This window comes from Ruegeria sp. HKCCD6428, from assembly GCF_013110595.1.
Classification (GTDB): domain Bacteria; phylum Pseudomonadota; class Alphaproteobacteria; order Rhodobacterales; family Rhodobacteraceae; genus Ruegeria.
Genome location: NZ_WVQX01000001.1, coordinates 792,307 through 815,860, shown reverse-complemented (window position 1 = coordinate 815,860; position 23,554 = coordinate 792,307). Strand labels below are relative to the sequence as shown.

Below are 23,554 nucleotides of genomic sequence, written 5' to 3'. Positions count from 1 at the left end.
GGCATCTGTTGGGAAAAGATCACGATATATGGCGGTAAGCCGCGCAAGCGGCACATCAGGATGAGGGCAGACAGTGGCAACCCGAGCACAGAGCGGGATGATCCCATCGATCAGTCGATGGCGTAAATCACGGAAACTGCGCAATTTTGGCACGTTTGGCCTGGTTCTCATGGGGCCTGTTCTGGCGCTGGCCACTTACCTTGTCATCGGTCCTTTCGATCTTGGCGCCACTGCACCGACCTTGCGGCTGATTCTGTTGGCCGATCTCGTATACGTTCTGGTTGTTGCTGCACTTGTGCTTGGGCAGGTTGGCAGCTTGATTGCCGCACGTCGGGCCAAGTCGGCGGGTTCGCGCCTGCATTTGCGCCTGATCGGGGCGTTTACTCTGCTGGCGCTGGTTCCAACCGTGACCGTGGCGATTTTCGCCGGATTGACCGTCAATATCGGGCTTGAGGGCTGGTTTTCCGACCGCGTTCGCCAGGTTGTGGGATCTTCGCTGACGGCGGCAGAAGCGTATGAACAGGAACACCGCCGAGGGTTAACGCAAGACGCGTCTGTTCTTGCGCGATATCTGGACAACGCCCGATCGCTGGACTTCTATATCTCGGACGCTGAACTGCGCGAAGTTCTGGCGCAGGGGCAAGCTCAGATTCAACGGGGGCTGCGCGAAGCCTATGTCATCGACGGTGGTGGCGAAATCAAATCGCGCGGGGACCGGTCCTACCTGTTCAACTACGAAGCCCCAACCCCCGAGCAGATTGCAGAAGCCACCGACAAGGGCCTGCTGATCATTGCCGACTGGCCCAACAACGAGTTCCGCGCGCTGGTTCCTCTGAAGGCTTATCTGGATCGCTATCTCTATGTCAGCCGCGAGGTGGATGGGCAGTTGTTGACGCTGCTGGACGATACCAAGGAAACGGCACAGTTCTATCAGCAACTGGAAAGCGAACGGGGCAGGGTGCTGTTCGAGTTCGGCCTGTTGTATCTGGGCTTTGCGTTGATCCTGATCCTTGCGGCAATGTCCCTGGGCATGTGGTTTGCCGAACGGCTGTCGCGTCCCGTGGGGCGGTTGACCACCGCGGCGCAGCGGGTTGGGGCCGGTGATCTGAGCGTCCAGGTGATTGAAGAGGCCAGCGACGACGAAATCGCGATGCTGGGCCGGTATTTCAACCAGATGACCCGGCAGTTGAAAGGACAGCGCGATACGCTGTTGGAGAACACGCGGCAAATTGAAAGCCGGCGCCGTCTGTTCGATTCGGTGCTCAGTTCGGTCACTTCGGGTGTCGTTGGAGTGGACCCGGAAGGATGCATTACATTCGTGAACCGTTCGGCCGAGCGGTTGCTGGATTGGACCGGGGGCGAGCAGCATCTGGCCATCGGCATTGCGGTGCCGGAATTTCTGCCCCTGTTCGAAAGTCTGAAGGACAGCGGGCAAGAGGCCGTTCAGGGCGAAATCAAAGTGACCCGCAAGGGGCGGCTCGAGAACCTGTTGGTCCGCATGGCCATCCGTCGCGGAGAAGATGGCGGCCTGGAAGGTTATGTGGTTGCCTTCGATGACGTCACCGATCTGGTCAGCGCCCAACGGATGGCGGCCTGGGGTGACGTGGCCCGCCGCATCGCGCATGAGATCAAGAACCCTCTGACCCCGATCCAGCTGAGCGCGGAACGGATCAAGCGCAAGTTCTCGCGCAAACTGGATGAGGAAGACAGCAGCAGCCTGGATTCGATGACGAACGTGATTGTGCGGCAGACCAACGACCTGCGTCGCATCGTGGATGAATTCTCGAAATTTGCACGGATGCCTGAACCTGAACGCAGGGAAGAAAACCTTGTTGATCTGGTGCATGAGGCGGTCCTGCTGCAACAGGCCGGACAGCCGGATGTGCACATTGATGCCGATCTGCCGCAACAGCCCATCATGGCCGATGTGGATGCAACCATGCTGAACCAGGCGCTTACCAACCTCATCAAGAATGCCGGGGAAGCAATTGTAACCCTTAAGGACAAAGGGGCGCCCGACAACCTTCAGCCACAGATCAAAGTGGCGGTTACCAATGATGATGCGGGTACGGTCATAACCATTGCAGACAACGGGATCGGCCTGCCCGAGGATCGGGCACGGCTGTTTGAGCCCTATGTAACAACACGTGACGAAGGGACCGGGCTGGGCCTGCCCATCGTCAAGAAGATCATTGAAGAGCATGGCGGCGCGCTGACCCTCGAGGATGCGCCCGTATTTGACGGACAGGACCATTTTGGCGCGATGGCCGTGATCCGATTGCCGGGGGTTACTGTGTCCCAAACGGCAGCGCCACAGAAGCAGGCAATTAGAACCAACAAACTGAAAGCAGGCCAAAGATGAGTGACATTCTGATCGTAGATGATGAGCGCGATATTCGCGAGCTGGTGTCCGACATTCTGGAGGACGAAGGCTATTCAACCAGGCTGGCGGCCAACTCGGACGAGTGCATGGCGTCAATCAACTCTGAACCGCCGGGGTTGTTGATCCTGGATATCTGGCTGAAAGACAGCCGAATGGATGGCATCGACATCCTGAAAGCGGTGAAACGCGACAACCCGGATGTGCCGGTGGTGATCATTTCGGGCCACGGCAACATTGAAATTGCCGTCGCCGCAATCAAGCAGGGCGCCTATGATTTTATCGAAAAGCCGTTCAACATAGACCAGTTGATGGTGGTGATCCGCCGCGCGATGGAGACCTCTCGCCTGCGTCGCGAGAATGCGTCTCTGAAGCGGAAAGAAGTCAACAATTCCGACATGATCGGCAAATCCGCCGCGTTCCGCGCCATGCAGGGGCAGTTGGACAAGGTGACCAAGTCGAATGGCCGCGTGATGCTCAGCGGCCCAGCTGGGTCCGGCAAAGAGATCGCAGCACGGTATATCCATGCCCACTCCAATCGCGCCAACGCGCCATTTGTCACGGTAAACTGCGCCGGGATCGAACCCGAACGTGTGGAAGAGGTGCTGTTTGGCCGGGAATCGGCAGAACGCGGCGTGGAATCGGGTTTGCTGGAAGAGGCGCATGGAGGCGTGGTCTATTTTGACGAAGTCGCCGACATGCCCCTTGGGACACAATCAAAAATCCTGCGGGTGCTGGTGGATCAGCAGTTCCAGCGTGTCGGTGGCAGTGACAAGGTGCGCGTGGACCTTCGCGTGATCTCGTCAACAAGCAAGGATCTTGACGAAGAAATCGCGGCTGAACGGTTCCGGGAAGAGCTGTACCACCGTCTGAACGTCGTCCCGATTGCCGTGCCGTCACTGGAAGATCGGCGCGAAGATATCCCGGTTCTGGCGCAGCACTTTATCGAGATGTGCAACGAAACTCAGGGTTTGCCGATCAGGGAACTTTCGGAAGAGGCTGTCGCGCTGTTGCAGACGATGACCTGGCCCGGCAACGTGCGCCAGCTCAAGAACCTGATCGAGCGGGTTCTGATCCTTGGCGATGGCTCCGGCCCGATTGAGGCGCGTGAGTTGCCCAACGAAGAAGAAAAGACAGAAGATTCAGGTCGTGTCGTGTTGTCTGGCGCACTGGCCACCTTGCCGTTGCGCGAAGCCCGAGAGGCGTTCGAGCGAGAATATCTGCTGACACAGATCAACCGGTTTGGCGGCAATATCAGCCGCACGGCCAGCTTTGTAGGCATGGAACGCAGCGCCCTGCATCGGAAATTGAAATCTCTGGGCGTGGTGACTTCGAACAAATCCGGTGCGCGCGTGGCGCAAATCGATGAACCCGAACCGGCAGAATAATCTGCCGGTCGCACGGCCTCAGCCGGCCTGACCGGGCGTTATGATCTGAAATGAGCCGTCATCGAATTTTACAAAGCACGACGCGCTGTTGAGCGGTGGCAAAGTGGTTGTTCGCGTTGCGGGCACGCGTGATTTGACGTTCTGCTTGCACGGCGGCAGGCTGACGGGTCGAAACCCTTTCTGGGCCATGCATTGCGCTTCGACCGTGTTGCGCAGGCCCTGATTCACATCCACGGTATAAACACGGCCGGGCTGCCACCAGCCGGGTGATCGATAGCAACGACCCCTGCCATCGCAATATGTACGCCCCGGCCAGTAGGTTGGCGGGCTTTGGCGGATCTGATTGGCTACCGGCACCTCTTTGACCGCCTTCAGCTGGCACTGAGTGGTCTCTTTTTGCAGGCGCGATACGCTTTCACCTTCGCGGTAGTAAAGCGAAAGTGGTCCGCAAGAAGTCAGCACCATCAAAGGTAACAGCATGGGAAACAGCGTTTTCATGTGCTTATCTTGCCGCAGCCGGGCTGCGATGACAATTCAATTGACCGCTCTGGGGGCATCTGTCATTCAATCCTTTCAGGCAGAAGGGCCAGAAGCATGAAGGTCATTATTTGCGGTGCGGGTCAGGTCGGCTGGCAGATCGCGCGGCATCTTTCGGGCGAGCTGAACGATGTTACCGTCGTGGACAACAATCCCGACCTGGTAAGGCGGGCGACTGAAACGCTTGATGTGCAGGGGATCGCCGGGTTTGCAAGTTATCCGGACGTGCTGGAACGGGCAGGGGCCCGTGACGCTGACATGATCATTGCCGCCACCCATTCGGATGAGGTGAACATGGTCACCTGCCAGATGGCGCATTCGGTCTTTTCGATCCAGCGCAAGATCGCGCGCCTGCGGTCGAAATCCTATCTCGAGGCGATCCACTCGGATTTGTACCGTCGTGATCATCTGCCGATTGATGTGGTGATCAGCCCCGAACGCGAAGTTGCCGCCGCTGCCATGCGCCGCCTGTCTGCCCCATCCGCCTTTGACACCGAGATTTTCATGGACGGCAAGGCGCAGCTGCTTGGGGTGCGGGTGGAAGAGGATTGCCCGATCGTGAATACACCGTTGCGGCAGCTGACGGATCTGTTCTCGACCCTCAGTTCCATCGTGGTTGGGGTGCGGCGCGAAGGCACGCTGTTTGCCCCCGAATCCGATGATCAGCTGTTTGTGGGCGACGAATGCTATGTCTTTACCAACGTCAAGGACGTGGATCGCACCATGGAAGTGTTCGGTAAGGCGCAGAAGCGGCAGGATCGCGTGGTGATCGTGGGCGGCGGAAATGTCGGGCTGGAAGTGGCCAGAACGCTGGAAGAACGCGAAAGCCGCGTGCGGGCCAAGATCATCGAACGCGACCGCCATTGCGCTGAACTTGCCGCCGAAGCTCTGGAACGGACGATCGTGCTGCATGGCGACGGGCTGGATGCCGGGTTGCTGAGCGAAGCGGGGATCGAGCGGGCCGATGCGATGCTGGCAGTTACGGATGACGACCGTACGAACATGCTGGCTGCGGTGCGTGCCAAGGCCGAAGGGTGCGCTCTGGCGATTGCATTGATCAACGATCCCAGCATGGTGGCCCTGATGGGGCCCTTGGGGATCGATGCCTATATCAACCCGCGGGCCACGACCGTCAGCTCGATCCTGCGGCACATCCGGCATGGACGGGTGCGTCAGGTCTATTCCATAGGGGACGCCGAGGCCGAGGTGATCGAGGCCGAGGTTCTGTCAACCTCGCCCATGGCCGGGCAACGTCTGCGCGATATCGACTTTCCCGAGGGGGTGCTTGTGGGCGCGGTCCGCAAGGGAGACGAGGTTCTGCGACCGACAGGCAGCCTGCGGATCGATGAAAAAGATGTGGTCGCAATCTTTGCCATGGCCAAAGACGTGCCAGAGGTTGAACGCCTGATGCAGGTTTCAATCGATTTCTTCTGATGGCGCATGCAGGGACACAACAGGTTGGATTGTTGCGGCGGTTGCCGTTGTTCCTGCTGATCTGGGGCATTGCATCCCTGACCATGTGGATTCCAGCGATCTATGCGTTGGCTCTGGACGATCACGACACGTCACGATCCTTTCTGTATTCCGGGATCCTGGGCTTGTTTTTGGTTGCCACCATCGCGATGGCGTCCTCCAACCGCATACCCCGGCGCGGCACGTTGGGGCAGCTGGCGGTGATGCTGGCCTGTTTCACGCTGCTACCCATCTTTCTGGCGATCCCATTTCACGACGCGCTTGGAACGACCACCTTTCTGAACGCCTATTTCGATATGGTCAGTTCTCTGACGACCACGGGGGCGGACCTGTTTCCGGATCCGGCCCGCCTGACGGCCCCGTTGCATTTGTGGCGCGCCATGGTCGGTTGGATGGGCGGCCTGCTTATGTGGATCGCCGCTGCGGCGATCCTTGCGCCGCTGTCGCTTGGCGGGTTCGAGGTCACTGCCAAAGGCCAGCCGGGGCGCCCGGTGTCAGGGGTGGCACAGAGCGAGCGCGTGGACCCGCGAGGCCGTCTGATCCGTGTCGCCAGGACCCTGACGCCAGTCTATGTCGGGCTGACGACCGTGATCTGGGTTCTTCTGTTGATCGCCGGTGAAGTCGGTCTGACGGCCGTGTGCCATGCGATGGCGGTGATGGCCACGTCCGGAATCTCTCCGGTCGGCGGCATGGAAGGGGCGCAGGCCGGGTTTACGGGCGAAGCCATCCTGTTTCTGTTCCTGTTCTTTGCTCTCTCGCGTCTGACTTTTTCGAAGGATACCGCAACAACAGGCTATTCCCGTCTGGATACGGACCCAGAGTTTCGCATTGGTCTGATGATTGTCCTGGCTGTCGCAATCCTGTTGTTCTTCCGGGTTGTCGCGGGCGTGACGGAAATCGGTGGTCAAATGGAACCAATGCAGGCGTTGCAAGTCATCTGGGGGATGCTGTTCACCGTTCTGGCTTTCCTCACGACGGCCGGTTTCGAAAGCGCGAACTGGAACGACGCACAGCAACTGTCGGGTTTGGGAACGCCCGGTTTGCTGTTGATGGGGCTGGCATTGATCGGCGGCGGGGTCGCGACGACAGCCGGAGGGGTCAAGCTGTTGCGGGTCTTCGCGCTTTATCTGAATGGCGCACGAGAGATCGACCGCCTGATCTATCCCTCGTCCGTCAGCGGTGCAGGGGGTGGCAATCGCCGCATTCAAAGCGACGGGGCGTTCATCGCCTGGATCTTTCTGATGCTTTTTGCGCTGACCCTTGCGGTATTCAACCTATTGCTTGCGGCGATGGGGTCCGGGTTCGAACAGGCCATGGTGCTCAGCGTGGCCACGCTCAGCACGACGGGGCCGTTGATCGAGTTGGCCACCGACGTACCAATTCGCCTGATCGATCTTTCTGCCAGCGCCAAGCTGACGCTGTGCGCGGCCATGGTCATCGGGCGTCTGGAAACGCTGGCGATCATTGCCCTGATCACCCCGTCGCTTTGGCGGGATTGAGCCGGGCACATCATGCGGCGGCTAACGCCTGATTTTTCATCTGGAATATCTGTGCGTAGCACTCCATACTCTGCCGGAGGGAGCGCGTTGGTCCGCAGCGCGTAGCAAGAACAATGGCGAGATTATAAAAATATGGCTTCGGACAGACAGAATCTTCAGGATGCCTTCCTGAACAATGTACGGAAAGCTAAGGTTCCGGTCACGATTTTCCTGATCAACGGTGTGAAATTGCAGGGTGTCATCACCTGGTTCGACAATTTCTGCGTATTGTTGCGCCGCGACGGACAGTCGCAGCTGGTCTACAAACACGCGATTTCGACCATCATGCCGTCACAGCCGATCAACCTGTATGAGGGCGAAGACGCCTCTTGATGGAACATGAGCGGGCGCGCACCCGGGCCTGGGTGCTGCATCCCGAAATCAAATCAGACGAACAGCGCCGTGTCCCCGAACCGGCGCTGGAAGAGGCGGTGGCACTGGCCGCCGCATTGCCCGATCTGGACGTGATCGGATCAGAAGTCGTGCGGCTTCAACGCGCGCAGGCCGGGTATTTGTTCGGCAGCGGCAAGATTGAAGAACTTGGTGCGCGTTTTCGCGACAACGAGGTTGAGCTGGTTCTGATCGACGGGCCGGTGAGCCCGGTGCAGCAGCGCAATCTGGAAAAGGCGTGGAAGGTCAAGATCCTCGATCGGACCGGGTTGATCCTTGAGATTTTCAGCGATCGCGCCCGCACGCGGGAAGGGGTATTGCAGGTCGAGATGGCCGCGCTCAGCTATCAGCGGACGCGGCTGGTACGGGCGTGGACACACCTTGAACGTCAGCGCGGTGGTTTGGGATTTGTCGGCGGACCCGGCGAAACCCAGATCGAAGCCGACCGCCGCGCCATTGACGAGCAACTGGTACGCTTGCGGCGGCAGTTGCAGAAGGTGGTCAAGACCCGGACACTGCACCGGGCCGCCCGGGCCAAGGTGCCTTATCCAATCGTCGCACTCGTCGGGTATACGAACGCAGGGAAATCGACGCTGTTCAATCACCTGACCGGGGCCGAAGTGATGGCCAAGGACATGCTGTTCGCTACGCTGGATCCGACCATGCGCCGCGTACAGTTGCCCGACGGCCCCGAAGTGATCCTGTCGGACACGGTGGGCTTTATCTCGAACCTCCCGACCGAGCTTGTGGCGGCTTTCCGGGCCACGCTGGAAGAAGTCCTGGGTGCCGACCTGATCGTCCATGTGCGTGATATCAGCCACGAGGAAACAGAGGCGCAGGCGCAGGATGTCGAGGCGATCCTGACCTCGCTGGGCGTCGACGAAGAGCGGCCCCGGCTTGAGGTCTGGAACAAGATAGACCTGCTGAGCGCTGATGAGCGCGAGGCAACGCTGGCGCGGGCGGACCGAGATCCTGAGATATTCGCGATTTCGGCTGTAACCGGGGAAGGCATCGCGCCGTTGCTGTCCGAGATTGCGATGCATCTGCAAGGTGCACGGCGTGAGGTGGTATTGGATCTGTCTTTCTCTGACGGGGACAAGCGGGCCTGGTTGTTCCGCCAGGATGTGGTGCGTACAGAAGAACAGACCGATGACGGTTTCCGCATCACGGTATTGTGGACCGATAAACAGGCGGCTCAGTTTGACTCGTTGTAGATTTGGGGACAGCGCTGTCCATGTCTGACAAGCCGGACCAAAGAGTGTTCCTGACCGGCCATATCGATGTGACCGTGGACCGGCTGGAAGAGGTGCGCGCAGCGTTGCCGGACCATGTGAAACTGACCCGGGCGGAACAGGGCTGCATATCCTTCGACGTGATCGAGGATCAGACCCGTCCAGGTCGGTTCAACGTGTCAGAAGTGTTTACAGATCAGCAGGCTTTCGATGCACATCAGGCCCGGACACGGGCGTTTGACTGGTCGCGGGTCACTCAGGGGATACCGCGGGACTACAGGATAGAACGCGCATCCAGCGGACGGTGAGTCAGGCCCCGTCTATCTGCCGTTGATGGTCGTCCGCGTCGAACCAGCCCAACGAAGACTGTACAAGATAATCTGACGTCAGTTCCCACTCTTCCCAGCCGCGCGCTATGACGTGATTGCCGGTTACGGAATGGTGCCCTTCGCGGGTCCAGACGAATATGGCATGAGATCCGGCCCATCGCATCATGTCGCAACGCAGCTCGAGATCCGGAAAATCCGCGAAAAACCTCCGGGCCATGTCGGCGATCGCCGCGCGCCCCTCGATCAGGTCGCCCCGGTTGATGGTGACCTGCCCGTTTGACGCGAAGAAGCCGGCAACCGCGTCGGGGTCACCTGAGCTCCAGGCTATTGCGTAGTCTCGCGCGAGGTTATTCAGAGTATCCCGAATGCTGGCCATACTCGCCCCCTTTTGGTCCCACATGATCGGTGCCGTTATGTTAGGCGAATAAAGCTGTGGGTGCCACGATGCCCCCGCGAACAGGGCGGGGACTTGCCGAATAGGCGGATTATCGCGGGATCAGATTGGTTACCCCGACAGCCGCAGCGCGGGCCAGGTCAAGATCCAGTGACATGGGTATGTATTCGCCACGCCGCCACAGCTGCGCCTGATCGTCATAGTAACGCGACAGGAAATGACCCGATTGCCCGGTCGCTGTAATGAAGACCGAGCTGTTGGGGTCGGCAAAGTCATACACCCCGCGATACCCGGCGCCGTGCACATTCTGGAACGGATCAGGCCCTTCCCCCGATGTTCGGCCACGCAGCAATGTGTTGTCGCCGCCGCTGGTCGATTGGCGAATGTTCACAAAAAACCGCAATATCGGGACAGAGCCCAGCACGGGGTGATCATGCGTTGCCTGATGCGCGTCGCCCCAACGCAGGGATTCAAGCGCGCTGCCATATCGTTCAGAGATCCAGATCAGTGCGTCGTCCAGCGCAAGCCGCGCCATCTCGGTGCATGTCTCGACCGGTGCGCTTTGAATCACGTCGCACCAGACACCCGCGCCGTCAATGTCGCGATAGACCCGTTCGATGAACAGCGGTTCGACATGTTTGTATTCGCTGGCCAGAGGCCCAAGCTCGTCCGAGATCAGCCGGATTTGCAGCGCACGCAGCCAGGCCGCATAGATCAACGGCTCGGGCAGGTGTTCGTTCATCTCACCGTTCCAGTCCGCCAGCAGCGACAGTGCGATCTGGCGCTGGCGTTCCGGCGTTCCTTCCGGGGCCGAAGCCCCGGTGAACCACAGATCGGCACCGATCAGCGGCAGCAGGGACCGCGCGGTAAAGCTGACCGTGTCCAGCTGTGCCTCGATAAAGCTGTCGCGGGTATGCACCTCGCGCGATTGCATCAGGCGCTCCCAACGATGCACGCGCTGCGTATCGCCCCATTCATACGAGACGTGATCCGGGAAGGGGCGGTCGATGATCTTGTTGTTCGTGTTGCCCAGAACGCCGCCGACGGGGGCCACAAATTCCGGGTTGTCGGCATAGGGCAGGCGGCCTTGCCAGCGATTGGCCTCGATCCAGCCGGGCGAGGGGATGCGCCCCCTACTTTGATTTAGCAGATCACGCCGAGGCATGGCGCCGATCAGCTTCATCCCGATGGTCGTCTTGTCGACCAGCGACAGGTTCTGAGAAGGCGCGATGAACTGCTCACCGACCGCGATGGCCTGCTCCACGTTGTCGGCGTTCATCAGCGCCATGGACGCCGACATCGACGTGTCCTGCGGGCTGAGCGCCGTCCAGGACAGCGATGCCACATGGCCCGGCGGCGTGATGGTTTCCAGCTTGTAATCCGTGCCCGGCAGCACCGGCCCGTTCTCGGTCCAGCGCAGGGTCAGCGTAACCGGAGCTTCCCCCTTGATCTCGATGATCGAAGGGCGGGTCCGGAATTTCTTGAAGCCGGTCGGGGTCAGGTATTCCTCGGGGTTGTCGGGATTAAGCTGCTCGATATGAACGTCCTGATCGTCAAGATACGAGGATGTAAGCCCCCATCCCAACCGGTCGCTGCGTCCGGTCATGATGGCGGGCACACCGGGGATCGAGGCCCCGATGACACCGCCTTTTTCCAGGCCGAGATGTGCCAGGTACCAAATCCCGGGCGCAGTGAAACCCAAATGAGGGTCGTTGGCCAACAGGGTTCCGCCACTTGCAGAACGTGACGGCGCGGCGGTCCAGGCGTTAGAAGCTCCGGCAAGACCACGTTTGGGAAGGGGTGAAAGAGGTGTTTCGGGAATGTCCGTTCCCGCAGCATAACGCGGAAGATCTGGGAACAGGGTGGCATATTCGGGCAGCGCGGCAATGCCGGGTCCGGGAACGTCGGGCAGGATGTCGGCCAGACGTTCTGGGTTGTTCAGCATCAAGGACGTGCGCGCGCGCAGAACTTCATCGGTCAGGTGGCCTGACAGTTGCAGCGCCATCAGCTTGATTATTGCGATACTGTCACCCGGTTGCCAGGGCGAGACCGGAGCGTTGAACAGGAACATCTCGGGTGCGCCGCGACCCAGCGCCTCTTCGTTGATCTCGGTCAGGCGGGCATTGACCCCGGCGGAATAGGCACGCAAGGCGGCCTTGGTATAATCGTCCTGCACCTCGACTGATCGGTGGGCCAGCCCGTAAAGGTCCAACCTGCGCAGCAGCTTGTCGATGTGAAGCGTGCGCGGGCCAAAGACCTCGGACAGACGGCCTTGCGCGGTACGGCGCATGACCGTCATCTGCCACAGTCGATCCTGTGCGTGGGCATATCCCAATCCAAAGAACACATCGGGATCGGTCTGGCCCAGAATATGCGGTACGTTGGCGGTGTCGCGTACGATCTCGACCGGGGCGGTCAGACCTTCGACCTCAAGCGTTTGGTCATAGTCCGGCAGGGATTGGCTGGCCAGAAAATAGACAAGGCCCATTGCGGCGAGGATCAAAATGATCAGACCCGACGCGATGCGCACCAGCCAGCGGAAAACAAGACCCATTACTGCCCCTATTATTGTTCAGATGAATGTTGCGCAGAGACTAGAGGATGGTCGGTCCGACCGAAAGAGGAACGCGGCAAGAACCTGCGCGGGAAGGGGTGAAATCAAATGCCCCGCCGCAGTGTTGTGCTGCGACGGGGCCGTGTGTGGGGGAAGTGGTAATCCGGGTTATGGGATGATGCGGGTGTATTTCGTACCTTCGACGGTCGCGCCGAATTTTAGACCGGCCTGGCCAAAGACCACTGCCAGCACCGGCGAACGCAGTGTTGTCGTGTCCGTGGACAAGGAATTCCCTGTTGCGTCAACCACATATCCAATATCGGCACCGGCTGTCCATCCGCTGGAACGGCGGAAATCGTTCAGCGCATCCTCGGTCATGAAGAACAGGATATGCGCATATTGCTGCGCACCGATTTGCAGACCTGCGGTTCCGGAAATTGCAGAATAGTAATCGACCGTTGCGCCGTTGATGCGCAGCGCGCCTTGGCCGTAGGCGCCGCCAAAGAAGATCAATCCGGCGTCGGTGATCAGGGGCATAACCAACATGCCGTTGGCTTTGTTCGCGATTTCCACGGTGTTGGGATACCGGCTGTACATTTCGGTCAGCGTGGCATCGACGCGGGCGTCGATCATGGACGAGTTTGAATTGCCGACGCCGTTGCCGCAGGCGGCGGTCAGGGACAGGCCTGCCATGCCCAAGGCAAAGCCGCGACGGTTCAGTCGGGGGGAGTTGGAACTGCTCATGGTTTTTTTCTCTGTAACTGTGCCTGATGTGTCGGGTCATCCCGATCTTGCCGGCAAGGATACGCCGATTAGGGCGATGTGTCACGGGAAAGCTGCCCGCTCAAGGGGGCTTGTCGGCGAAAAATTGCGACTCTTCGGGGTTTTAGCCTTGCAGGATGCGGGCAACCTGAGGCGAAAAATAGGTCAGAATACCGTCGCACCCGGCGCGCTTGAAGGCCAGCAGGCTTTCCAGCATCGCCTTTTCTGCGTCGATCCAGCCATTCTGGGCGGCTGCCTGGATCATCGCGTATTCGCCCGAGACCTGATAGGCATAGGTGGGTGCACCAAAGCTGTCTTTCACACGACGGCAGATATCCAGATAGGGCATTCCGGGTTTGATCATCACCATGTCCGCGCCTTCGGTCAGATCGCGTTCGATCAGGCGCAGGGCTTCGTTCGAGTTGGCCGGGTCCATCTGATAGGTTTTCTTGTCACCGGTCAGCGCGCCCGAGGCACCCACGGCGTCGCGGAAGGGCCCATAAAAAGCGCTGGCGTATTTCGCGGCATAGCTGAGGATCATCACGTTGCGATGCCCGGCACCTTCCAATGCGCGGCGCATTTCCCCGATCCGGCCGTCCATCATGTCCGACGGTCCGATGATGTCGGCGCCGGCATCGGCCTGGGCAAGGGTCATCTTGACCAACGCTTCGATGGTCTGATCATTCACGATCTCGCCATCGACGACATAACCGTCATGACCATTGATATTGTACGGGTCCAGCGCCACGTCCGTCATCACCGCAATGTCGGGGGCTGCCGCCTTGATCGCCCGGATGGCCCGGTTCGACAGGTTGTCGGGGTTCCAGGCCTCGGCGCAATCCTCGGTCTTGAGCGCGGAATCCGTGTAGGGGAAGATGCATATCGCCGGGATTCCAAGCGCTTGCGCTTCGACGGCCGCTTTTGCAATCAGATCCACCGACCGGCGAACCACGCCCGGCATCGAGGGAACGGGTTCTTCAACCCCTTCGCCGTCGCGGACGAAAACGGGCCAGATCAGGTCGTCCGTGGTCAAGGTGTTCTCGCGCACAAGTCCGCGGATTGCCCGGGATTGACGGGCACGCCGAAAGCGGGTCATGGGATAGGGGGCAATGGTCGGTTTCATGGCGCGTTCTCCTTGAACATTCGTGCATTGGGTGGCATGAATTCACAAAGGTCTCAAGGGTATCAATGGACGCGGCAGCGTGGCCAATCCTCCCTGAGTGGTTTGAATAAAGGGTTGGGTTTGGACTGGTACTCTTCGATCTTTGAAGTCATCGACATGCGCAGCTTTTCGAATCTCTGGTTCTGGATCGTGCTGGCGGTTGTCTGGTCTTCGGCGAGTCACTGGGTAATGGGCATTCCCTACGATCTGGTGGTGCGTGCCCGACGCATTGGCGGGCAGGTCGAGATCGACCTTCTGGACATCGTTCGCATACACACCAACCGGATCCTGTTGATCGTCGACATGTCAGGCACCATCCTGTTGGCATTCGGTTGTTTTCTGTTCACCGGGCTGGCCACGCTTGGATTCTATTACGGTGTCGAGTTCGCGCAGGCCGTGTTTCTTCTTCTGTTTCCACTGACGCTTGTTCTGGTGGTGAACATCGTGCACGCGCGACGATTGCGGCGGCAGGAACTGACGCTCGAGTCCGTTTCGAAAACCATTGCGCGCTGCCGGCTCTATACCCAGATCATAGGCATGATCTCGATACTGGTCACTTCGTTCTGGGGCATGTATCAGAACATCTCGATTGGCGTTCTGGGATAGCAAAATCTGAAAGGCGAGGCGATGAAGGCTCCGAACCACGTGACAGTTGGCGGCGCCCCCGAAGGGTTTGACGCGCAGCTTGTGCTGAACGAAATCGCCCGCAGCAACGGGCCGGTGGCCCATGTCGCACGTGACGACAAGCGGATGGAGGCGATGCGCGCGGCACTGGCCTTCTTTGCCCCCGACATGCCGGTCTTCGTGTTTCCGGGCTGGGATTGTCTGCCCTATGACCGGGTGTCCCCCAATGCTGACATTTCAGCGGCCCGCGTTGCCACGCTGGCGGCGCTGGTTCACCAGATGCCGCAGAAATTCGTGTTGTTGACGACATTGAATGCGGCAACCCAACGCGTCCCGGCGCGAGACGTGCTGCGCGAAGCTGCGTTCACCGCCCGTGTCGATCAGCGCATAGATGAGGCCGCGCTACGCAACTTCCTGGTGTGCATGGGCTTCACGCAAAGCCCCACAGTGATGGAGCCGGGCGATTACGCCATTCGCGGCGGTATCATCGACATCTTCCCGCCGGGTGAATCGGGCCCAGTCCGTCTGGACCTGTTCGGAGACGTACTGGACGGCGCGCGCCGTTTTGATCCCGTGTCTCAGCGCACGACCGAAAAGCTGGACGTGGTTGAACTTGCGCCCGTTTCCGAGGTCATTCTGGATGATGCGGCCATCACGCGGTTCCGCCAGAACTACCGGATCGAATTCGGCGCCGCGGGTACGGATGATCCGCTCTACGAAGCGGTAAGCGCCGGTCGCAAGCATCAGGGTATCGAACATTGGCTGCCCTTCTTCCACGAGAAGCTTGAAACACTGTTTGATTATCTGCCGGATGCCACGATCACCGTCGATGATCAGGTTACACCGGCCAGATTGGCCCGATGGGAGACGATTGCCGATCAATATGAAACTCGGCGTCTGGCGCTGGAAAACCGATCCCGCATGGATACGGTCTATAAACCCACACCTCCGGGGTTGCTGTATCTGGATGATGCCGCGTGGGAGGCGGCTGTCGCGGATCGGCGTGTCATGCAGTTCAGCCCCTTGCCACAGGCCTCGGGCCCGGGTGTCATCGATGCGGGCGGGCGGATCGGGCGCAACTTTGCTCCGGAACGTCAGCAGGAAAGCATCAGCCTGTTTGGTGCTCTGGCCAGCCACATCACCGCCAAGCTTGACAAAGGTCCGGTGCTGATCGCGTCCTATTCAGAAGGTGCGCGCGAACGTCTGACCGGCCTAATCGAGGATGAAGGTCTGGCCGAGGCGATTCCCATTGCCAATGGAACGCGCATCGGAAAGCGCGGCCTGCACCTTGCCGTCTGGGCGCTGGAACATGGTTTCGAGACCCCCGACCTGACGGTGATCGCCGAACAGGATGTTCTGGGCGACAGGCTGATCCGCCAACCCAAAAAGCGCCGCAAGGCCGAGAATTTCCTGACCGAGACCCAATCCCTCAGCCCCGGTGATCTGGTGGTGCATGTGGATCACGGCATTGGTCGATACATGGGGATGGAGGTCGTCACGGCCGCCGGTGCCGCCCATGAATGCCTGCTGCTGGAATATGCCGAGCAGGCAAAGTTGTACCTACCGGTCGAAAACATCGAACTGCTGTCGAAATACGGCCATGACGAAGGGCTCTTGGATCGACTCGGCGGTGGCGCCTGGCAGGCCAAGAAGGCCAAGCTGAAAGAGCGCATTCGCGAGATGGCGGACAAGCTGATCCGCATCGCGGCGGAACGTGCTTTGCGTAAAGCCCCCGTTATGGACCCTCCGCCGCACGCGTGGGAGGAGTTCAGCGCGCGTTTCCCCTATCAGGAAACCGATGACCAGTTGCGCGCCATCTCGGATGTGATGGAAGACATGCATTCTGGTGCCCCCATGGATCGCCTGATCTGCGGCGACGTCGGTTTTGGCAAGACCGAGGTGGCGATGCGCGCCGCCTTTGTCGCCGCCATGTCCGGCGTGCAGGTTGCAGTCGTGGCACCGACAACACTGCTTGCCCGACAGCATGCGGCAAGCTTCAGGGAACGGTTTCGCGGCTTCCCTCTGGAAGTGCGGCAATTGTCGCGCTTCGTCTCGGCCAAAGAGGCGCAGCAGACACGTGAGGGGCTGGCCAAGGGCACGGTCGATATCGTGATCGGGACCCATGCGCTGTTGGCCAAGAACATACGGTTTCACAATCTGGGTCTACTGGTCATCGACGAAGAACAACATTTCGGCGTGGGACACAAGGAACGGCTGAAGCAACTGCGCAGTGACATCCATGTTCTCACTCTGACCGCAACCCCGATTCCGCGAACCTTGCAATTGTCGCTGACCGGGGTGCGCGATCTGTCGATCATCGGCACACCGCCCATCGACCGCTTGGCGATCAGAACCTATGTCAGCGAATTCGACGCGGTCACGATCCGCGAGGCGCTGCTGCGCGAACACTATCGCGGCGGGCAAAGTTTCTACGTGGTTCCGCGCATCTCGGACCTGCCCGAGATCGAGGAGTTCCTGAAAAGCCAGCTGCCGGAACTGACCTATGTGGTTGCACATGGCCAGATGGCGGCGGGTGAACTCGATGACCGAATGAACGCGTTTTATGACGGTAAGTATGATGTGCTGCTGGCGACGACAATTGTGGAAAGCGGTTTGGACATTCCAACGGCGAACACGATGGTCGTGCACCGCGCCGATATGTTCGGTCTTGCGCAGCTCTACCAGATCCGGGGCCGGGTGGGGCGATCCAAAACCCGTGCCTATGCCTATCTGACCACCAAGCCACGGCAGAAACTGACGGCTACGGCCGAGAAACGCCTGCGGGTTCTGGGCTCGCTGGATACGCTGGGCGCCGGGTTCACTCTGGCCAGCCAGGACCTCGACATTCGGGGCGCTGGCAATCTGCTGGGCGAAGAGCAGTCTGGCCAGATGCGCGATGTGGGCTACGAGCTTTATCAATCCATGCTGGAAGAAGCGATTGCCAAGATCAAGGCCGGCGAGATGGAGGGCCTGTCAGATGCCGACGACCAATGGGCCCCACAGATCAATCTGGGCGTCCCGGTTCTGATTCCCGATGATTACGTGCCCGATCTGGATGTTCGTCTCGGCCTCTACCGCCGCCTGTCGTCGCTGTCGACCAAGGTCGAGCTGGAAGGCTTTGCCGCAGAGTTGATCGATCGTTTCGGCAAATTGCCGAAAGAGGTTAACACTCTGATGCTGGTCGTGCGCATCAAGGCCATGTGCAAACGGGCGGGCATTGCCAAGCTGGACGGAGGCCCGAAAGGCGCGACGATCCAGTTCCACAATGACAAGTTCGCATCCCCTCAGGGTTTGGTCGAGTTCATTCAGAACCAGCGCGGCATGGCCAAGGTCAAGGATAACAAGATCGTCGTGCGCCGGGATTGGAAGAAAGACAGCGACAAGATCAAAGGAGCCTTTGCGATTGCCCGCGACCTTGCTGAAAAAGTGGTCGCGGAAAAGAAAAAGACCAAGGCTGGCTGATAGGCAAGATGGGGCTCTGCCCCCGCTGCGCGTTCCGCGCATCTCCCCCGGGATATTTGCGGCCAGATGAAGTAACGGACCCCGGCTTCATCTGGCCAAAAATATCCCCGCCGGAGGCATCGCGCGGCAGCGCGATTCATCGCACATTATTCACGCATTGCAGCCTGCGCACAGAAACAGGACGCCGCAACCGTCCGATCTGCCCGGGCCAGAGCCAGATCCAGGCGTTGTTTGACCTGTAGGATTTCAACATCTTCCCCGCGGGCTTTGAGGCAATCGTACAGCCCCTTCAGGCTCCACACGTTGTCGGGATGGATCGAAGCGCGGCTGAGCGAACCGCCAAGGCCAAGATCTTCGCGATAGACAGCCTCTGCTTCTGCCGCATGACCTTGTTCGAACAGCAATGCGCCAAGCGCGTGGCGGGTGGGCTGCATCCAGCCCCAGGGCTCGTCATAGGGCAGGGTGTCGTCCAGTTCGACCGAGCGGCGCAGATGGGCAAAGGCGATCTCGAAATTGCCCTTTCGGTACTCGATCTCACCGCGCAGCATCTCCCGCGCGATTTCCAGCAGGTCAATCACACGATTGTTGTGCAGCCTGCGCGTTTCCGGAACGCATTCCCTGGCTGCGAGAAACAGGTTCTCTTCCGCTTCGGCATGGACAACATCACCGGTTGCGGCATGTGCGATGGCGCGGGCGTAGTGGGTCGTGGCCGTCAGGGTGCGATAAAGATCCGGATCGGAGGGCAGCTCCAGCGCCTTGGCCTCTTCCCAGCGGCCAAAGCGGATCAGGATGTGCGGCCCCATGGACATGTAGCTTTCGAAGTAATCCGCCATTGGGGGGCTTTCGATGCGCAGCATCTCCTCTGGCGTTGTATCCCACAAACCCTGATTGGCGCGCAGGGCAGGTTCGATCTGCCCCAGAAACAGCGCGCCGTAGATGGCGAAGTGATAGTTGTGTTGGCGGTAGCCGGTGTAGATATTGAACGCGCCTTCGCGTTCGTAATACTTCAGATCCGCATCCGAGGCTTTTTCGTTCCAATGCACCACGTTGTGGTAGTGGCCGCACAGCACGTCGATATGCGTCGGCATATGCACCAGGTGCCCCGCATCGGGCACCAATGTGCGCAGGACATCACCGGCTTTCAGGGCTTTTTCCGGCGTGGGCGACATCTCCATCAGGTGAACATAAAGGTGCAGCAGGCCGGGATGAGACATGGCGGCCGGATCGTTGGACAGGACCCATTCCAACGCCTCTTGCGCTTCAAGCGTCGCAGCGCCATCTGCCGGTTGGCCTGTTTGCAGGTCCCACATTTTCCAGGGCGTCAGGTTCAAAAGCGCCTCGACGTAGATCGTGCGCAGGCCCGCGTGATCGGGGTGTGCGGCGAAGGCCGCGCGCATCGCTTCGGCAAAATCGTGATCCCACCGGTGCATGTCCTCTGCCGGATCTCTCTGCGGATAGCGCGCAGGGAGGGCTCGGATCAGAGCTTGCTCGACGGGCGTACAGCCGCCCGCCAATCGAAGGGCGTTTTGCATGGCATCATAAGCCAGCGCCAGCGCCTTGCGGCGACCCCGCTCGTCTTGCAAGTCCCATGGAAGGTTGTAATTCGGTCCCGCCGCATAGGCGACGCCCCAATATGCCATGGCGCATTGGGGGTCATGTTCGGCTGCGCGCTGGAAACAAACCACGGCTTCTTCGTGATTGTACCCATAGGTCCAGTTCAGGCCGCGGTCGAACCACAGCTGAGCCTCGGGAACGGAGGTCGTTACCGGACAGGAATAGCTGCCCAGATCATAGTATTCACGCATCAGAAGCCCTCCGCTTGGTTCAGGACGAGGGTAGCGTGTTTCTGACGAGTCGCACAGATCAGGCTGGCAGACGTTCTTCAACGCGGCCCATGTGCAGCATAAGCCCGAAGGCCAGAATGCACATGCTCAGGATGCCGAAGGTCAAAGGCGCGATCGAACCGTCGAACAACAACCCGATCGGGGCGGCGATGGCAGCGGCCAGCACCGTCGATATCGATCCGATGACCGAGGCTGCCATTCCGGCAATATGTCCCATCGGCTCCATCGCGATGGCGTTCAGGTTGCCCAGCGTCACGCCGGCCATGAAAAACACCATGGTTTGCCAGAACACGAACAGCGCGAATGAGGCGTCTGGCGAAAGATGCGCGGCGTTCAGGGTCATGACAAAGGTGGTAATCACGATTTGCCCCCCCAGCGCCCATGTCACCATCCGGCGCATGCCCACACGCACCACTAGTGCCGCGTTCAGCAAACTGGCCGACCCGGACATCAGCGCCACGAACCCGAACCAGAACGGAAAGCTTTCGGCGCGGTCATGGATAACGTCATAAACGGGCTGAACCATTGTCAGCATGGTGAACAGCACCCCCATGCACAGGGTCTGAACCATGATCGAAAGGCGCACGGTCGGATGCGAGAACATTTCCTTCGTGGCCGAGAACATCAACGGAATGCGGAAGGGACGACGGTTTTCACGGGCCAGAGATTCCGGCAACCGAACGCCCATCCAGGAAATGATGATCAACGCAAACAGAATGAAAGACACAAAGATCCCGCGCCATCCGAACAAAGCGATCACACCGGCGCCCAGCATCGGTGCCGCTGCGGGTACCAGTGTGAAAATCATCATCGCGATTGAGATGATACGCGCCATTTCGCGGCCTGAATACAAGTCGCGAATGATCGCCATGGCCACCACGCGCGGACCTGCGGCGCCCAGGCCCTGAACCACACGTGCAATCAAGACCAGTTCCAGTGAAGAACTGGCCCATGCGACAGCAGACGCCGCAATGTACAAAGCCGCGCCGCCGTAAATGACCGGCTTGCGTCCCAGCGCATCCGAAAGCGGGCCTGTGAAAAACGTGCCGATCCCCATGCCCAACACAAATGACGTCAGGATCAGTTGGGCACGGTTAACGTCATCGGGGCTGAGCTGCGCGCCGATCTCGGGCAGCGCAGGCAGCATTGAATCGATCGAAAAGGCTATGGTGGCGAACATCATTGCAATCAGTGCAATGAATTCCGCCTTCGACATGCGATTGGCCATGAAGACCTCCTAACCCGTTCGCGCTATCACGGCGGGTCGGCATAGGCCAGACTGGAAATTTGCACAGACCTCTGTGCTATTCTGCAGGGGAAGCCTCAAGTTGAGACATGATTTCAGTGATCACTTTCTCCCACATTTCAGGAGGTTGGGCACCGGGAACTGCGTGTTGATTGGCGACAATGAAGGTTGGGACCGAGCTCACACCCATTTTGCGGGAATGAGCATCGCGGCTGCGGATATCCTCGCGGTCGGCGTCTGATTTCAGCAGCTTCATGACCACGGCGGCGTCCATTCCGGCGCTGTCCGCGATATCGGCCAAGACTTCGTGGTCGCCGATGTCGCGACCCTGCACGAAATAGGCGTCGAACAGCGCGTCGACGACGGCATTCTGCTTGCCTTCGATGCCAGCCCAATGGATCAGGCGATGCGCATCCAGCGTGTTGGGGGTACGTTTCATGGCCTCGAAGTTGATGTTCAGACCGGCCTTTTCGGCATGTTCCACCACCGGCGCATAGGCGCGAACCGCGCCGTCCTTGCCGCCGAACTTGCGCTCGAGATATTCGCGCCGATCCATTCCTGCATCCGGCATGTCAGGATTCAACTGGAACGGATGCCATTCAATGACAAAGGGGTGGTCGGGTACGTTGGCCAGCGCCTTGTCCAGTTGAGTCTTGCCGATATAGCACCACGGGCAGATCGGATCGGACAGGATGTCGAGCTTGACGGTCTGGGTCATTTTGTTGGTGCCTCGAAATAGGCCGGCAGCGCCCGGCGCAGGAGTTTGCCATTTCCGCCGGTCGGCAGGGCGGGCAGATGGATGAAGGCGCGTGGTTGTTTGTAACGCGCCAGGTTGGCTTCGACATAGGTGCGCAAGGCCGCATCGTCCAGCTTTTCCGGGCCCGTATAGAAGGCCGCTATCACAAATGTGTCCGGTTTGACCTCGACCGCGGCGGCGCCGACCTGAGTGATGCCCGGAAAGCGGGACAGGGCGGCTTCGACCTCGACCGGGGACACGCGATAGCCACCCGCGTTCATCATATCGTCGTCGCGGCCCAGATAGCTGATCTGACCATCCACGGCCATGGCGCCCTGATCGCCGGTCAAAAACCACTCTCCCTGTATCCGTGTTTCAACCTCATCGGGTGCGTTGAGATAGGTCAGCATCAAACCGGGGTCAGTGCGGTGAATGGCGATAGTGCCTTCTTGGCCCTTTGGCACCGGACCGTCCGGACCAAGGATCGCCACACGACGCCCCGGTTGCGGTTGTCCTAATGCGTCGCTGCGCGCGGGGTGATCCGGGCTGGAAGAAATGAAGGTAGAGCATTCGGACATGCCATAGGCTTCGAACAACTCGGTGCCGGTGGCCTTTCGCCATTGTTCGTGCAGCGTGCGCGACAGTTTCTCACCCGCGCACAAGCCGTGGCGCAGGTCTGGCAGCTCCATTCGATCGCACCCTTGCACCATCTTGCGATAGACCCCGGGGGCCGCTGCAAAGATCGTTGCGCCATGCTGGCGCAGCAGGGCAGGCAGGGCCGTGATTTCGGTGCCGGGCGCGGGGATCAGGGCAGTTGCGCCCATGGTCCATGGATCCATCAGGCCGGTGCCCAGCGTATAGGTCCAGTTGAATGCTCCGGCGTGACACAGCCGGTCGGTCTCGCGCAGACCATACCAGCCATCAACCATCATCTGCCGCGCCCAGATTGCCCGGTGGGCATGGGCCACGGCACGAGGCTTGCCCGAGGTTCCAGAGGTATAGACGACATAGGCCATACGTTCCGGATCGCCCATGTCAAATTCTGCCGGGGGCAGGCATCGCATCGCTTTCAGCGCGTCCAGCCCGATCTGCTTGGAATGCGAGGCGCAGGCAACGCCCGGATCACGCAGAATCACCGCCGGAGAAAGCTCGTCGATCATTTTGGCGGTTTCGGGTTCCGTCAGTTGTGACGATGTCGGCACCGGCACGATGCCCACGGCAATTGCCCCCAGATAGGCAATCGGGAAATCCACCGTGTTTCCCAGCCGCATCAGGGCGATATCACCGGGTTTCAACCCGGCCCGCAGCAATCCCGTGCCTGTGCCCAGCACAGCCGCTTTCAGATCGCGATAGGTCCAGTCCTGCGCGCCGTTCGGGCGCAATATCGACAAAGCCACTTTATCCTGCGCGTGATCGGCACGGCCCAGAACATGGGCTGCCAGATTGAATGGCGTGGGGAAGGGTGCGGGCGACCCCTGATCGAAGATTGACAACATGGCCTCT

18 protein-coding genes are annotated in these 23,554 nt (G+C 59.8%); 9 read left to right on the top strand and 9 right to left on the bottom strand.

Annotation, left to right across the window (positions count from 1 at the left end):
• The first annotated feature begins 97 nt into the window (after nt 1-97).
• Complete coding sequence (locus tag GS620_RS03975) at nt 98-2,362, top strand: PAS domain-containing sensor histidine kinase (RefSeq protein ID WP_171614501.1); 2,265 nt, start codon at nt 98-100, stop codon at nt 2,360-2,362.
• The gene (locus GS620_RS03970) at nt 2,359-3,768 is read left to right on the top strand and encodes a sigma-54 dependent transcriptional regulator (protein WP_171614169.1); all 1,410 of its coding nucleotides are present in this window, start codon (nt 2,359-2,361) and stop codon (nt 3,766-3,768) included. Before GS620_RS03975 ends, GS620_RS03970 begins: the two co-directional genes overlap by 4 nt.
• 18 nt (nt 3,769-3,786) lie before the next feature.
• Here GS620_RS03970 and GS620_RS03965 read toward each other — a convergent pair whose 3' ends face one another.
• Nucleotides 3,787-4,266, bottom strand: coding sequence for a hypothetical protein (locus tag GS620_RS03965; RefSeq protein WP_171115653.1), 480 nt, complete (start codon nt 4,264-4,266; stop codon nt 3,787-3,789).
• Between the two features lie 96 nt (nt 4,267-4,362).
• On the opposite strand from GS620_RS03965, the gene trkA reads away from it, so the two are divergent.
• The 5 genes from trkA to GS620_RS03940 all read left to right on the top strand — a co-directional run bounded on the left by trkA (nt 4,363) and on the right by GS620_RS03940 (nt 9,246).
• Nucleotides 4,363-5,739: a Trk system potassium transporter TrkA gene (gene trkA / locus GS620_RS03960; RefSeq protein WP_171614167.1), complete on the top strand. Its 1,377-nt coding sequence runs from the start codon at nt 4,363-4,365 to the stop codon at nt 5,737-5,739.
• Nucleotides 5,739-7,277 carry a TrkH family potassium uptake protein gene (locus GS620_RS03955; RefSeq protein ID WP_171115655.1) on the top strand — a complete coding sequence of 513 codons (1,539 nt, stop codon included), beginning with the start codon at nt 5,739-5,741 and terminating at the stop codon, nt 7,275-7,277. Before trkA ends, GS620_RS03955 begins: the two co-directional genes overlap by 1 nt.
• Before the next feature lie 132 nt (nt 7,278-7,409).
• Nucleotides 7,410-7,649, top strand: a complete 240-nt coding sequence (gene hfq / locus GS620_RS03950; protein ID WP_005982826.1) for an RNA chaperone Hfq — start codon at nt 7,410-7,412, stop codon at nt 7,647-7,649.
• On the top strand, nt 7,649-8,920 hold the full coding sequence (gene hflX, locus GS620_RS03945) for a GTPase HflX (protein ID WP_171614165.1): 1,272 nt from the start codon (nt 7,649-7,651) through the stop codon (nt 8,918-8,920). Before hfq ends, hflX begins: the two co-directional genes overlap by 1 nt.
• A 20-nt stretch (nt 8,921-8,940) precedes the next feature.
• Nucleotides 8,941-9,246 carry a putative quinol monooxygenase gene (locus GS620_RS03940; protein ID WP_171614163.1) on the top strand — a complete coding sequence of 102 codons (306 nt, stop codon included), beginning with the start codon at nt 8,941-8,943 and terminating at the stop codon, nt 9,244-9,246.
• A 1-nt stretch (nt 9,247) separates the two neighbouring features.
• Here GS620_RS03940 and GS620_RS03935 read toward each other — a convergent pair whose 3' ends face one another.
• The 4 genes from GS620_RS03935 to hemB all read right to left on the bottom strand — a co-directional run bounded on the left by GS620_RS03935 (nt 9,248) and on the right by hemB (nt 14,100).
• Complete coding sequence (locus GS620_RS03935; protein ID WP_171167882.1) at nt 9,248-9,643, bottom strand: nuclear transport factor 2 family protein; 396 nt, start codon at nt 9,641-9,643, stop codon at nt 9,248-9,250.
• Between the two features lie 109 nt (nt 9,644-9,752).
• Nucleotides 9,753-12,215 carry a penicillin acylase family protein gene (locus GS620_RS03930; RefSeq protein ID WP_171614161.1) on the bottom strand — a complete coding sequence of 821 codons (2,463 nt, stop codon included), beginning with the start codon at nt 12,213-12,215 and terminating at the stop codon, nt 9,753-9,755.
• Nucleotides 12,216-12,383: 168 nt separating this feature from the next.
• The gene (locus GS620_RS03925; RefSeq protein ID WP_170344102.1) at nt 12,384-12,959 is read right to left on the bottom strand and encodes a YSC84-related protein; all 576 of its coding nucleotides are present in this window, start codon (nt 12,957-12,959) and stop codon (nt 12,384-12,386) included.
• Nucleotides 12,960-13,101: 142 nt separating this feature from the next.
• Entirely contained in the window at nt 13,102-14,100 is a 999-nt protein-coding gene (gene hemB, locus GS620_RS03920; protein WP_171115665.1) for a porphobilinogen synthase, read from the bottom strand.
• Nucleotides 14,101-14,220: 120 nt separating this feature from the next.
• Here hemB and GS620_RS03915 point away from each other — a divergent pair, with 120 nt between their 5' ends.
• Nucleotides 14,221-14,745 carry a component of SufBCD complex gene (locus tag GS620_RS03915; protein WP_152458141.1) on the top strand — a complete coding sequence of 175 codons (525 nt, stop codon included), beginning with the start codon at nt 14,221-14,223 and terminating at the stop codon, nt 14,743-14,745.
• 21 nt (nt 14,746-14,766) lie between these two features.
• Nucleotides 14,767-18,225, top strand: coding sequence for a transcription-repair coupling factor (mfd, locus tag GS620_RS03910; protein WP_171614159.1), 3,459 nt, complete (start codon nt 14,767-14,769; stop codon nt 18,223-18,225).
• A gap of 146 nt (nt 18,226-18,371) precedes the next feature.
• Here the strand turns inward: mfd and GS620_RS03905 are convergent, their stop codons facing one another.
• From GS620_RS03905 to GS620_RS03890, 4 genes are all read right to left on the bottom strand, one after another.
• Nucleotides 18,372-20,030: a tetratricopeptide repeat protein gene (locus GS620_RS03905; protein ID WP_171614157.1), complete on the bottom strand. Its 1,659-nt coding sequence runs from the start codon at nt 20,028-20,030 to the stop codon at nt 18,372-18,374.
• Nucleotides 20,031-20,088: 58 nt separating this feature from the next.
• Entirely contained in the window at nt 20,089-21,297 is a 1,209-nt protein-coding gene (locus GS620_RS03900) for a multidrug effflux MFS transporter (protein WP_171204855.1), read from the bottom strand.
• Between the two features lie 76 nt (nt 21,298-21,373).
• Nucleotides 21,374-22,033, bottom strand: a complete 660-nt coding sequence (locus GS620_RS03895) for a DsbA family oxidoreductase (RefSeq protein ID WP_171167894.1) — start codon at nt 22,031-22,033, stop codon at nt 21,374-21,376.
• Nucleotides 22,030-23,547, bottom strand: a complete 1,518-nt coding sequence (locus tag GS620_RS03890; RefSeq protein WP_171614155.1) for a class I adenylate-forming enzyme family protein — start codon at nt 23,545-23,547, stop codon at nt 22,030-22,032. Before GS620_RS03890 ends, GS620_RS03895 begins: the two co-directional genes overlap by 4 nt.
• Nucleotides 23,548-23,554: the final 7 nt, after the last annotated feature.